Raw genomic sequence first — 11,968 nt, 5'->3', positions numbered from 1 at the left:
TAACATGTTGCTAAGTCAACATAACACATGTTCATATTCAATTCGAGCACCACGGGTCTTCTGTTTTCTTACCTGGTACCCACATTTTTTTGCATTGATTGTCCCACCGGAACGGCCGCGCCAATCCCAGTCACAACCACAATAAAGCGTACCCATAGCACCATTATGATTTTGGTCAAAATACACAAAACTTCTAAGCTCTGCTTTTGCATCTACAAACGAATCAGGAGCTGCAAATGCATGCAAAGACATTATTAAGCCGGCGATAAGCCAAATAGTTTTCTTGTTCATCGATTCTTTTAGTATTTTATTTCTGTTCATGCGATAACTGTCACAACTCGACTTACCTTTGGGTTACGAACAATGACAATATCAATTGCTGGAGTATTATCTCGGATTAAGGCCCATGTTTCTGTGGTCCGGTTTGGCTTTCCTTCACGTAATGGGCGCTGAGGCTTTTTAATTGTCCAGTTCGATGATGTCAACATTTTAGAAAGACGACGCCAGGCTCTATCGATCGAACTAATAGACATCCGTTCACAAAAACGTTCAACAGCATGACGAGTCAGATGGATATCCCCAATATGAGTTTTGATTGGTGGATCTAGACAGTCATTAGGTGAGATATCTTCAACTTCACCGTTAAACAATGTTATCCAGTCAGTTCGTCTTGCTACTTTAATAGAAGCTTCTGCAAATCGTGTTTGAAGAAAGCGTGCATGGAGATGCATGTCGCTATTGGTAGTGTGTAGTTTTTGAGCTTTTCGAATTGCACCTGAAGAGACATTCAGTTGCAGATCTTTCCCGGTACGATTTACACCTACATATGTTTTATGAAGCAATACATACTTAATAGCCAATAGCTCAGCGAGTTTGTATGGTTCATCATGAAAAGTTATTACCGATACATCAATAGCCCTTACCGGTGAGAACCTGTCACCATTTTGGGTTCTGAAAAAGACTCGGTATTGATTTTGTGAAATTGGTTCTCGTTGAACAAAAGTTTCAAGAATTGTAAGTGGCATAGTTAGTTCTCCTGGTTAAGTGATTTATCTCGAAGAGACAAATCCATCAAAACACGGATTTTCAACCATGCAAGCCTCCTTCAGCCCGACTAAATAGCTTGGGGTTGCGTGAATATGATTCTATGTAATATTGGTATTAAAACAGGAGAAGTTTATGTTCGACTTTATTCAACAGATGTCTGTATCACCGATGACTGCAGTGTGGTACTACCTTATTGCCGGCCTTGTATTTTTTCATGATATGAAGCGTATTAGATGGTATTCATTAAGTTTGTTATGGATTACATTTGGAAGCTTTGATAGGGGATTTCTAATTGAAACATCAATGCTTGGGTTCACATTTATGCTAACTGAGAGTTTCTTTAATACTTACTATCAGCATGAATGTAGTGGTCAACTAATTCCGGACACAGGATTAGACAGATATTCCGCCTTTGCAGGTGGTAATCCATCATTAAATTGATGTGGTCGCTGCCAGTTGTAATAGTCCATCAAGTAGTAACTCACATCACGCATTGCTTCGTTCAGTCCTCTATAACCGAGCCTTGGCAACCATTCAGACTTCAAGCTACGAAATAACCGTTCCATTGGAGCGTTATCCCAACAATTACCACGACGACTCATGCTTTGCGTCATTCGATAGCGCCATAAACGCTGCCGATATTTCCGTGAGCCGTATTGGCTGCCCTGGTCACTATGGAACAAAACATTTTGTGGCCTCCCTCGTGACTCAAAGGCCATGTCCAAGGCTTTAACGGCCAAGTCTGCATCAGGCCTTGCCGACGTTGCCCAACCGATAACACGGCGACTATATAAGTCCAATATCGCAGCAAGGTAATGCCAGCGACTGCCAGTCCAGATATAGGTGATGTCACCACACCACACTTGATTGACTTTCTCTGGTTCAAACGCTCTATTCAATACATTCGGTATATCAGGTCTCTCAACGGTGGCTTGCTTATAGGCATGCGGTCCCGGTTGTTTACATATCAATCCCAACTCGTTCATCAGGCGAGTGACTTTAAAGCGGCCAATCTTGATGGACTCATCCCGTAACATGTCGACTAGTGTCCGGCTGCCCGCACTGCTGCGACTTTTGGTGAACAGCTCATTCACCTTAGCCCGCAATTGTAGCCGTGCTATATCAGGTTGTTTGAGGCGTTGCTGCCGGTCATAAAAGCTACTCAGGCCCACATCAAACAACGCGCAAATCAACGTCACGGTGCCATGCTCTCTTAACTGGTCTATCAGCGTGTAGAGCCGAGTTCGTCCGACATCAAGAGAGCGGTAGCCTTTTTTAATATGAACTTCTCTTGCTCCAGCCGTTTGATCCGAGCTTCAAGTTCTTTAATCCGTTGTTGCTCGGGCGTGAGCGCTTTAGATGCCGGTGTGACGCCGCCACGCTCGGCTTCCAACTGCTTCACCCAGCGACGCATCGCTGACGCACCCACGTCCAATGCTCGGCAGGCTTCTGGGATACTGTAATTTTGATCAACAACCAAGCTGGCTGCTTCAAGCTTGAATTCTGGGGTAAAACTTCTTCTTTGTTTTGTCATTGAACACCTCTGTGGAGGTCATAGTACCTCCTAAAATGGTGTCCGGGATCAGTAAACCACTACACTGCGCAATCCAAAATGCGAAGAGGCCCTATTAGGCTGGCGAAGAGCGACCTGAAAACCCTAAATCATTTAATTTCAGAATAGCACCCCGTAAGGGGTGATTATTTATGAATTGAATTATATAAGTAGTGGTCGGTATATCCCTTGATTCACCTAAAACAAACTTCTGCAAAATTCTATTTGAGTGGGCTAGCAGCCCTTAATCTCCCTTCACCTTCCGGTTCGGGTGATTGGCACTTTCAAAGCGTTTTTTCTGAAAATGGTTATACGCGTGGTTTCTATGCTGGCATTGGTGCCGAAATAAATACAAATAGCTTATATGAGAGTAATGGCATTGAGGAATGCAGTCAGGCTTTAAAGAACCTCGGCATTGAATTTGATGGGGATGAAGCATATGCAGCTACTCATCCAAGAGCAATTGCGGATTTATTAGCTGATACTTTGCATAGAGGCAGACAAGCAAACTTTATCGTTCTGGATGATTGGCTCAACGAAAGCCAAGACCTACTTAAACTTAATCTACTTCTAGACAAACTGTCCAATAACCTTACAGCAGCTCAACTCAGACTATTAGAATGTTGGAAAAATAGAAATTCACAGCGCGACCTAAAGTATATGTGACACCGATAATAAACTTAATTTATCCTATTCGCTTTAACGCTTTCTTATAAACTAAGTTTTTATTCCGCTTACCAACAGTAATTACATCGATGGTGATGGTTTCATCAACAACCGTATAGACCAGTCGATAACCATCATCTCTAAGCTTTATCTTGTATGAATCTTTCATTCCAGTAAGCTTCGCCGACGGTACCCGAGGTGTTTCACGCCGATCTTTCAACTTTTTTGCGAGCTTCTTTCTGATCCCCGCATCAAGCTTGTCCCATTCCTTCTTGGCATCTTCAGTAAATCTTAAACTATAGGTCATCCCAATCCACTTCTATACGAGGCTGGTGCTCCCTCGCACGCACAAGGGCAGCAAGTTCTGCATCTTCCAGCCGCTCCATCATCGCCTCATACGCTTCCGCGGGAACCGCATAAAACACCGCTTTGTTCCTGTTTAAAACAGCAACAGTTTCCCCATCTGATTCGTCGACAACAACCATCGGATTACGCTTAAGCTCTGTAATACCAATAGTCACTGAAGACAAGACGGCACTTACCTTTCTCATCTCCGCTACTCCTCTTCCTGACTACGCTTATCACACCAGCCTAGTCAGCCCATCATGGTTTTTTGCTCCTTAACTGATCAGGCTTCCTTGACCAAACCAGCTACCCTCTATTAGCTCAATATAGCACACTTAAATGACCATATAAAGATGCTTTATGTATTAGTAACATTCATAACCACTATCCCTATAAAAGAACATTTTATGCCGTACACAGGGTGGGGCTTTTTTAGTTATGTTTAGATTAACTCCGCGTCAAATTCACCTACATACCGATAAACTATACCCAGCATCTTTTGTTCTACTGGAATAATCACACCTTCATCCACCAGCACATGAAATACTTCTTTCCATTCTTCCAGTTCATCTGGCTTAGCCCAAACCATCACACCAAAAAAAGTGAATGTCTCTGTAAGACACTCATTGTTTAAATGTTCTATTAACGTTTTTCTCGACATAGTTAAATCCCTGTAACGCCTGATTCCAAGGCATAGATAAAGCCATTTTCCTTGCGAGACATCCAAGACGCTTTATCTGCAATGAACGAACGCTCACCGATAGCGAAGTGAATACAGCTGCTGCTGCGTTTAGTGATTTTTGGCTTCCCTGGCACCTTCATAACAACACTGGCTTTGGGATGCTCACCGGCAGGGGAGAAGGTAATCACTCGCTTGATAATGGTAATCGGCACATTCTTCTTAACTGGTTTACTGTCTTTTCCTGGCTCACCTGCAGCTGCAATTTCAATACACTTCTGCATAGCATCAATGAGGTTGTCACGTGCTATATGGGCAGTGAACGTTCCATCGCCATTATCGACACCTGGGGCGTAACCACCACCGTATTGGGTGGAGTCGTGTATCGAGATAGATGGATTGCTGATCAACACATATTTACCTGTGTCCAAGGGGGACGTGCTGGCGGGTGTAAAGCTAAATTGTTCTTCAAGTTCTTTCATTAATTCTCCACTAACTCACTATGGCTGAATACCAGATTTAAGGTTATCCCAGCTTTGTGATCACGCAAGTATGAACAGGAGGCCAAGAGATGCTGTAAAAAGCGGATTATGTTATTATTAAGTCATTGATTCTGCGTACTTGATTACTCAAGTACCTGAAGTGCCACAGCTGCTTTAACGCTGTGCTCAACGGATACTGACTACGGTTGGTATCTTACATAATGTTGCTGCTTCTACGGACGCAGTTAACCTCAACCCTGAAGGGAGAATTCCCTTCAGGGGGCATTCTCCCTTTTTTATTTTCGGAGAATGTCTATGAGGAAAGACGCAGGTGAAGCTTCCATTAAGGTAGGCACCAATGTCATTACTGCAGGTTTCATCGGGTTAGCATTTGCTAATAGTGGTGAATCACTGGCTAGCGCTTTCATTGCTATATTGTTGGGAGGCGTTTTGATTTACTATGGTATTAAGTTTAGAGACGGAGGAAATGAATGATGACTATTTTAGAATACATAAAGCCGGAATTAGTAATAGGTGCTGTTCTAATTTTAGCGTTTTTCATTTGCCTTGGTAACTATGCAACCAGAGTAGATGAGAAGCGTAAGCACAAAGACAAACATAGTGACAGAACCGCATAAGAGCTAATTCCTACTGGGATTTAGTAAAGCCTCTACCTTCTTCGGGTAGGGGCTTTTTTATTAGCAAGTAATAGCTCCAGCTATCATAAAATGCTGTACTCAAGGCATATCAAGGCTTTTAAGGAATATCTTGGATTAAAGGATTTAGAATGAGAGAAAGCAACCCTGAAATCATTTATCGATATCAAGCATTCAATGCCCTTTCCCTTGATGCCTTATGCCATGACCAGCTATATTTTTCCGATCCTACAAATTTTAATGACCCACTGGACTGTAATCCAGCTGTAGAGCGAGACTCAGATAGAGAAACATTAAGACAAATACTAAGCTCATTAATACAGAAAAGAGTCGAAAAAGAAGTAACAAACTCTCTTCAAGCAACCAATCTCACCGATAAAATTAGTAACTCACATGCTAAAGAACAAGCACAGCAGTCATCCGAAAATGAACTAAGAAGGATTGAGCATTACGCTACTAATCCGGACTACACTTGCTCGGTTGAAGAGGCGGAATGTGGGATGTTTCACCATGGAATACATAGCGAACTTTTAAAGCAAAATAACCGTGGTATATGCTGCTTTTCAGCTGAGTACTCTAACCCCTTACTCTGGAGTCATTATGGTGACCAGCATAAAGGGTTTTGTGTGGGTTATTCATTAAATAGAAACCCTGAACCATCACTTCATAAAGTGCTTTATGGAGGTGCAAGAACAATCAAGACCAGTCTAATTGCTAAAGCAGTTTTACATCATGATATACAAGCTCAGAAAGCCTTAGATCAAAACACACTCTTACGTAAAGCTGAACCTTGGCAATATGAACAAGAGTGGCGATTAATAGGAGAAGTAGGCATACAAGATTCTCCTCTATGTTTAGTGGAAATTATCTTTGGTCTACGATGCTCGTTATCTGTCATTCATGCTGTTATCAATGCACTTAAACCCCGTGACATTTCGTTTTATCAAATGAGCTTAACAGGGGATAGCTTTGAACTAAGACGCTCGGATATAGAAGACTGCGGCCAATTACCATTAACAGCTCGTTCAGGAATTGAAATATTCGGACCTTGTGATGATTAATTAGTCTCAATTACGGCCAGTATATGCCAGGCAAATAAAGACCAGAAAATGATTAAAAGAAAATGGTTTGGTGGGATTGAAAGGAATCTGAGCTTTGTTAATGAAGTCTCTGCTGGAATTGGTCTGGTCACTGGCTATGTCCTGTTTGGACTTTATTGGCTTAGTACACCTATTACGACAGTAGAAGTGACCACACAGACAGTAGCTTATGAAGAAAGAGTTATTGGTTATATTCCAGAGCCAACAAGGCTTGAAAGCATCTCTGATCTGGGTTCTTTAAATCGTACAGTCCCGGTGACCGCTAAATTCCCGATTCTAAATGAACAGGGTAGACCCGCTTTGAGTGAAGAGGTTGTCACTTTTGAGGGTAAAGGCACACCCATGATCTATGTTGAGCAAAAAGAAATTGTGATACCTAAACTCGCATCAGATGATGTCAAACTGGTATCTCCACACAGCTCTAGTAACTATGCCAGGTTCTACCTGGAAACGATTCTACAAGGCACTGGCTATTATTATGAAGATAAGCGGGTAGCATTTGATGGAGCCATGTCAGCAGATATATTTGCTGTAAGGATCGGAACCTTGTTTGCTCTACTCTCATTAGTGCTGCTAATGATTAAGGTTAAGGCGATATCTCGCTCAGTTAACTTTCTCAAGAGCCTCATGGAACCTGATAAAAGCCCAGATACTCTCGATGAAGCATCAATGAGTGAGCATTATGAAGATGCCAAAAAGTTTAAAAAACAATATGAAATGACGAAACGATCAAGAGAGGCAGAATACTTTGAGAGGATAGGCGAATCAGCTGAAGTTGCCTATGCAAACATACTGACCTTTATTGACAAAGCAGAGTTGTTTCTAAGAACGGAACAAGATAATAACGAATATGTTGTGTGCAGAGATAAATCGGTTTATATAGACCCGCCTGTTTACTGTGATATCCCGACTGTTGACCGTAAAACCTATATGGGAATCACAGCAGATCCACTGGATGTGAAGAGATGTACATTGGAAGAAGCAGAATTCTTTGCAAACTATCTTAAAAACGTAGAGGGTGCCTTATCCATTGAGCCAGTGAGACTGGTTAAAGCTATTCGTAATGCACTTAGAATAAATCTTATACTTCGTAAGAAATTAGAATTCTATTTAAGGAATAAAGGGATAATCTGATTTTAAGAACGGGTCTGCTTAATTCTAGGATCAATGGGATAAGGTATAGGCCCAATAATATTGAGCTTGTTTAAATTTGGATGATAAGGATTGATGATGTAGTTTGGTGTATCGCTAACGATAGTGCTTGGCACCTGTAGAATAAGAGAATCTGCTTGTTTTACCCACTGATCACCGATTACTTTAGTCGATTCCGCTGCTGGGTCACTCTGCCAATCTTCAGGCAAACTATCGAGCGAAAGCTCTAATACAAGACTTTGATCGAAGCTTACCTCAAACAATGAATAGTGCTCTAACAGTCTTTCAGATTCAACATGAACAACAACTTCTAAGATTGCCAAAGACTGAGTACCAGCTGTGTAAACTATTGGAGTCCCAATAGAATTCCATCTTCCTCCAAACTTTCTAGAACCTTCTCCAGTAAATGCTGCAGGAACTTTAATACCGTTGATCACCTCTGTTTTTGAAGCTAATTGATTTTGAATAATTCGGACAGCAGTAATGTCTGTCATGAAAAGACACCATGCTCAATTCTACCCAGTAAGTCTTTAACCTCTTTCGCTCCTAATTCTGTATCAGCCAGTTTAAGAGGCGTTTCACCTCCCAATGCTTTTTTGGGAGTTTTGAGCCAATGCTGTGCATCTTCATTACTATGCAGCACTTCGGTTGCTCTAGCCATGAGATCAGCAAGTCGGTAAACGCGTTCCGTTTCATCGGCGTGAAGCACACCTTCACGCTTTCTTCTGGTAAATGTTCTTGCTGAAATATTGACTATCTCACTCATTTCATTCACGCCAATGCTTAGTCTATCGGCCAGTGCATATAGCGAAGAAACTGCTACACCTCGTCTTATTTGCTGAATAAGTTGCAGTTTATTATTGGTAGAAAATCCAACACTTATCATTATTTCTTCGGGAGTTGGCAGTGGCGTTGAGTATTTTGTAACATGAGCAGGCTTAACTCTTCTCCCAGCTTTAGGCTTCATTTCAATTTCAATATATTTTTCTGACATAAATTTCCCCTTTGGCTGTATGCCATCTGGCCTATATTATAGCGCCATATGGCAAATGGTGAAATATTTAGATGACATAGAGCTACATAGCATTCCCTGATCGTCGTTGCTGGACACATTAAAATAATTAATCTGGTGAATCATTAGTTTGACGAAACTATCTGGATCGTCCACTGGAATTAGTTTGATACTTGATTTAAAAGCTGTTGATGTAAGTAGTTAAGCCCAATACAGCCCAAAATAATTGGCAAAAGAGCTAAGGATAATTGTTTAGCCCCTCTAGGATACCAACCTAGAACAAATACAATCCCTAGGGGCTCTACCCCGATTTTGCGGACACTTCAAAGAAGCCTGATAATGGGCAAAAGGAATGTTTATGTCGAAGAGAAGAAAATACAGTCCAGAGTTCAAACGTGGTGCTGTTGAATAAACCCGGCAGCCAGGTTTAGCTGTGCCCAGATTGCTCAAAAACTGGGGCTTGCTCCAAATCTGCTAACGAGATGGCGACGTGAAGCAGATCAGAATGGCCAGCAGGCCTTTAATGGTACGGGTAGTCCCAGAGATGAAGAAGTTGCCCTTCTTAAACGTGAACTGGCGCGAGTGAAGAAGGAACGGGATTTTTTACGCGAAGCGGCGACGTTCTTTGCCAGGGAGTCGTCCTGAAGTATCAGGCGATCCAACGGTGTCGCGTCGAGTTTCCCGTACGCTTAATGTGTCGTTGTCTGGAGGTTTCCGCTAGCGGTTATTACGGCTGGGAAGCACGTTTACCGAGTGACCGACAGAATGATAACAATCGATTGCTGACGCGCATTCGTGAACTTCATACAGATAGTGGCGGTATTTTGGGTGCACCGCGAATGCATGAAGATCTGACAATTGAAGGTGAAACAGCCAGCAAAAATCGGGTTGCACGTTTAATGACGGTTGCCGGACTTCAGGAATGGCCGAGAAAAAAGAAACGGGGACAGAAGAAACCGCCATTATTAACACCGCCTGGTGTTAATAATTTGTTGGAGCGAGACTTCATGGCTCTGGAACCAGAGACTAAGTGGGTCACCGACATCACTGAAATCAAAACAGGCGAAGGCAAGCTGTATTTGTGTGTTGTACTCGATCTGTTCAGCAAGCTGGTGATTGGCTGGTCAATGCATCACCGGCAAGATCGACAGATGGTATTACGCGCCGTTGAAATGGCTGTTTGGCAAAGCCAGGGAAGAGGGCCTGTTATTTTACATTCTGATAGAGGCAGTCTATTCAGAAGCGGCGATTACCAGCGATTGCTTAGTAAAAATACATTGATGAGTGCGGTCGGTCATTGTGGCGATAATGCTGCCTGTGAAGGCTTTTTTGGTGTACTCAAAAGAGAACGGACAAACCGAATGCGTTACCCAACCTTGGATTCTGCCAAAGCTGATTTATTTGACTATATTGAGCGTTTTCATAATCCTCGGATGAGACGAAGAGTTGCTAAGTACGATATGAAGTTATCAACCGTTTTTAAACCGTCCGTGGAAACGAGGTAGAACCCGAATTACATACTGCAATGTCTTGGGGACGCATTTGTGCTTAAACACTGACCACTATGAACAATTAAAGCTATTGCCAATATTCATAAAATTAAGGTGAACCATGTTTAACATATTGATGCATCGCACATATCGGCACCTGTTTTTCGCACAGGTTGTTGCCTTGTTGGGAACCGGCTTGGCAACTGTTGCACTTACTCTTATGGCGTTTGATCTGGCCGGTAATGATGCCGGCCAGGTGCTGGGCACGGCAATGGCCATCAAGATGATCGCTTATGTATTGATCGCACCGCTTGCTTCGGCGTTAGCGGAAAGCGTCCCACGCCGGGCGATGCTGGTGTCGTTGGATATTGTTCGTGCTGTAACAGCGCTTGCATTGCCTTTTGTTACCGAAGTCTGGGAGGTGTATGTGCTGATCGCAGTACTTCAATCTGCTTCTGCAGCATTTACCCCAACCTTTCAGTCGATTATCCCGGATACGCTTCCGGATGAAGATGATTACACCAAGGCTCTATCGCTGTCCCGCCTTGCATATGATTTGGAAAACCTCATTAGCCCGGCTCTGGCAGCAGTTTTCTTGCTGGTTACAAGTTGGCATGGGCTATTCTCGGGAACCGTTATTGGCTTCATCGCCTCAGCGTTGCTTGTAGTCTCTGTAGCTATTCCATCAGGTGTCAAACCGGAGAAGCATCGCAGCGTTTATGAGCGTGCCCGGCGCGGATTCAAAATCTTTGCTGCAACGCCCCGGTTAAAGGGACTAATGGCGTTAAACTTTGTTGTCAGCTTGGCCGGTGCCATGGTGATCGTTAACACTGTGGTACTGGTGAAGGGCCACTTCGGCCTGACAGATCAGCATACGGCAATGGCCTTTGCGGCATTTGGTGGAGGTTCAATGTTGGCGGCGTTGACTTTACCTGCTTTGCTCAAGCGATGGCAGGATCGTCGGGTCATGTTAACGGGAGCGGGTATCCTCATTTCAGGAATGCTTTTGGCCATCGCTATAGACAGCTTTGAATGGCTGATCCCGGTCTGGGCTTTGCTTGGCATTGGCTCTTCGGCTGTACAGACACCCGTCGGCAGATTGTTAATAAAATCATCCATTGGGGTGGACCGACCCGCACTTTTTGCTGCCCAGTTCTCCTTATCCCATGCCGGTTGGCTCGTTGCCTATCCGCTGGCTGGCTGGCTTGGATCGATTGCCGGTTTGAAGATAACTTTGGTTGTGCTTGCCAGCCTTGCATTGATTGCGCTCATTTCAGCAATCAGGTTATGGCCATTAAATGACTCTAAAAAGTTCATACATAGACATGATGATCTAGCTGATAACCACCCGCACATAGCATTATCTGGGCGACAGCATATTCATCATTATGTAATAGACAATCTGCATCCTAAATAGCCATGTCAACCCAGTGTCCGTTTTAAAATGGAGCTATTACAGTAAGTTTCTAAAACTTTCATAAGAAGGATATTAGCCGATGATACTTTCTGAAAGAAAATGAGCGGAGAAACCTAGTCAATGTTTCGATTGAAGGATTATCCAGTCGTACCAGTACTCTTTTCCCAGATTTAGTAAAGCGAATGGCGTTGGAAACTAGGTTAGATATTGCTCTGCGCAATATGGCTTTATCGCCATGAATTGGTCATGCTTGACCAGCTATGGTTAGTGCGACTTTGTGGTCTTCTGCTAGCGCTTCAAAAAAACCAAACAACGCTTTGACTTCATCGGATAAATCCAGCGGTGTTTGTTCCAGCTTGACTAAACCGTG

Annotated in this window: 14 protein-coding genes and 1 pseudogene; 6 read left to right on the top strand and 9 right to left on the bottom strand. The window is 43.1% G+C overall.

All coding sequences use genetic code 11. From position 1 onward, the window contains the following. Positions 1-15 precede the first annotated feature (15 nt). From B3014_RS01450 to B3014_RS01440, 3 genes are all read right to left on the bottom strand, one after another. Positions 16-321 carry a hypothetical protein gene (locus B3014_RS01450; RefSeq protein ID WP_289245413.1) on the bottom strand — a complete coding sequence of 102 codons (306 nt, stop codon included), beginning with the start codon at positions 319-321 and terminating at the stop codon, positions 16-18. Beyond that, positions 318-1,025: a hypothetical protein gene (locus B3014_RS01445; protein ID WP_289245414.1), complete on the bottom strand. Its 708-nt coding sequence runs from the start codon at positions 1,023-1,025 to the stop codon at positions 318-320. Before B3014_RS01445 ends, B3014_RS01450 begins: the two co-directional genes overlap by 4 nt. Before the next feature lie 393 nt (positions 1,026-1,418). Then, positions 1,419-2,581 (bottom strand): IS3 family transposase gene (locus B3014_RS01440; RefSeq protein WP_286304156.1). Its coding sequence is split into 2 segments (ribosomal slippage): positions 1,419-2,326 and positions 2,326-2,581, totalling 1,164 coding nucleotides; the frame shifts between segments, so codons are not numbered across the junction. A gap of 207 nt (positions 2,582-2,788) precedes the next feature. Between B3014_RS01440 and B3014_RS01435 the strand changes: the two genes are divergently transcribed. After that, positions 2,789-3,265, top strand: coding sequence for a hypothetical protein (locus B3014_RS01435; RefSeq protein WP_289245415.1), 477 nt, complete (start codon positions 2,789-2,791; stop codon positions 3,263-3,265). 19 nt (positions 3,266-3,284) lie between these two features. On the opposite strand, the gene B3014_RS01430 is transcribed toward B3014_RS01435, so the two are convergent. The 4 genes from B3014_RS01430 to B3014_RS01415 form a co-directional block, all read right to left on the bottom strand. After that, positions 3,285-3,572, bottom strand: a complete 288-nt coding sequence (locus B3014_RS01430) for a type II toxin-antitoxin system RelE family toxin (protein ID WP_289245416.1) — start codon at positions 3,570-3,572, stop codon at positions 3,285-3,287. After that, positions 3,562-3,816 (bottom strand): type II toxin-antitoxin system Phd/YefM family antitoxin, encoded by a 255-nt coding sequence (locus B3014_RS01425; protein ID WP_289245417.1) that lies wholly within the window; start codon positions 3,814-3,816, stop codon positions 3,562-3,564. Before B3014_RS01425 ends, B3014_RS01430 begins: the two co-directional genes overlap by 11 nt. A 236-nt stretch (positions 3,817-4,052) precedes the next feature. Next, positions 4,053-4,271, bottom strand: a complete 219-nt coding sequence (locus tag B3014_RS01420) for a hypothetical protein (RefSeq protein ID WP_289245418.1) — start codon at positions 4,269-4,271, stop codon at positions 4,053-4,055. 2 nt (positions 4,272-4,273) lie between these two features. Continuing rightward, a complete protein-coding gene (locus tag B3014_RS01415) occupies positions 4,274-4,771 on the bottom strand; it encodes a hypothetical protein (RefSeq protein WP_289245419.1) in 498 nt (165 codons plus the stop codon). 315 nt (positions 4,772-5,086) lie between these two features. Here B3014_RS01415 and B3014_RS01410 point away from each other — a divergent pair, with 315 nt between their 5' ends. From B3014_RS01410 to B3014_RS01400, 3 genes are all read left to right on the top strand, one after another. Next, positions 5,087-5,266, top strand: coding sequence for a hypothetical protein (locus tag B3014_RS01410; protein ID WP_289245420.1), 180 nt, complete (start codon positions 5,087-5,089; stop codon positions 5,264-5,266). 292 nt (positions 5,267-5,558) lie between these two features. After that, the gene (locus B3014_RS01405) at positions 5,559-6,488 is read left to right on the top strand and encodes a DUF2971 domain-containing protein (RefSeq protein WP_289245421.1); all 930 of its coding nucleotides are present in this window, start codon (positions 5,559-5,561) and stop codon (positions 6,486-6,488) included. Positions 6,489-6,536: 48 nt separating this feature from the next. Continuing rightward, complete coding sequence (locus tag B3014_RS01400) at positions 6,537-7,661, top strand: hypothetical protein (protein WP_289245422.1); 1,125 nt, start codon at positions 6,537-6,539, stop codon at positions 7,659-7,661. A gap of 2 nt (positions 7,662-7,663) precedes the next feature. Here B3014_RS01400 and B3014_RS01395 read toward each other — a convergent pair whose 3' ends face one another. Beyond that, the gene (locus B3014_RS01395) at positions 7,664-8,173 is read right to left on the bottom strand and encodes an RES family NAD+ phosphorylase (RefSeq protein WP_289245423.1); all 510 of its coding nucleotides are present in this window, start codon (positions 8,171-8,173) and stop codon (positions 7,664-7,666) included. Beyond that, positions 8,170-8,673, bottom strand: coding sequence for a type II toxin-antitoxin system Xre/ParS family antitoxin (gene parS, locus B3014_RS01390; protein WP_289245424.1), 504 nt, complete (start codon positions 8,671-8,673; stop codon positions 8,170-8,172). The genes B3014_RS01395 and parS overlap by 4 nt, the downstream gene beginning before the upstream one ends. A 376-nt stretch (positions 8,674-9,049) precedes the next feature. Between parS and B3014_RS01385 the strand changes: the two are divergent. Both B3014_RS01385 and B3014_RS01380 read left to right on the top strand, forming a co-directional pair. Continuing rightward, positions 9,050-10,196: pseudogene (locus tag B3014_RS01385) on the top strand (IS3 family transposase). A gap of 106 nt (positions 10,197-10,302) precedes the next feature. Next, positions 10,303-11,598: an MFS transporter gene (locus B3014_RS01380; RefSeq protein ID WP_289245425.1), complete on the top strand. Its 1,296-nt coding sequence runs from the start codon at positions 10,303-10,305 to the stop codon at positions 11,596-11,598. The last annotated feature ends 370 nt before the right edge of the window (positions 11,599-11,968 follow it).

It is taken from the genome of Methylophaga sp. UBA678 (assembly GCF_002299105.1).
Taxonomy (GTDB): Bacteria; Pseudomonadota; Gammaproteobacteria; order Nitrosococcales; family Methylophagaceae; genus Methylophaga; species Methylophaga marina.
The sequence above is the reverse complement of the archived record's forward strand: the minus strand, read 5'-3'. Positions and strand labels throughout refer to the sequence as shown.

Bases quoted from the DNA above. Each gene is read 5' to 3' on its own strand.
- B3014_RS01400 (WP_289245422.1), top strand. From the start codon at position 6,537: ATGATTAAAAGAAAATGGTTTGGTGGGATTGAAAGGAATCTGAGCTTT.
- B3014_RS01405 (WP_289245421.1), top strand. From the start codon at position 5,559: ATGAGAGAAAGCAACCCTGAAATCATTTATCGATATCAAGCATTCAAT.
- B3014_RS01415 (WP_289245419.1), bottom strand. From the start codon at position 4,771: ATGAAAGAACTTGAAGAACAATTTAGCTTTACACCCGCCAGCACGTCC.
- B3014_RS01420 (WP_289245418.1), bottom strand. From the start codon at position 4,271: ATGTCGAGAAAAACGTTAATAGAACATTTAAACAATGAGTGTCTTACA.
- B3014_RS01450 (WP_289245413.1), bottom strand. From the start codon at position 321: ATGAACAGAAATAAAATACTAAAAGAATCGATGAACAAGAAAACTATT.
- B3014_RS01395 (WP_289245423.1), bottom strand. From the start codon at position 8,173: ATGACAGACATTACTGCTGTCCGAATTATTCAAAATCAATTAGCTTCA.
- parS (WP_289245424.1), bottom strand. From the start codon at position 8,673: ATGTCAGAAAAATATATTGAAATTGAAATGAAGCCTAAAGCTGGGAGA.
- B3014_RS01380 (WP_289245425.1), top strand. From the start codon at position 10,303: ATGTTTAACATATTGATGCATCGCACATATCGGCACCTGTTTTTCGCA.
- B3014_RS01430 (WP_289245416.1), bottom strand. From the start codon at position 3,572: ATGACCTATAGTTTAAGATTTACTGAAGATGCCAAGAAGGAATGGGAC.
- B3014_RS01410 (WP_289245420.1), top strand. From the start codon at position 5,087: ATGAGGAAAGACGCAGGTGAAGCTTCCATTAAGGTAGGCACCAATGTC.
- B3014_RS01425 (WP_289245417.1), bottom strand. From the start codon at position 3,816: ATGAGAAAGGTAAGTGCCGTCTTGTCTTCAGTGACTATTGGTATTACA.
- B3014_RS01445 (WP_289245414.1), bottom strand. From the start codon at position 1,025: ATGCCACTTACAATTCTTGAAACTTTTGTTCAACGAGAACCAATTTCA.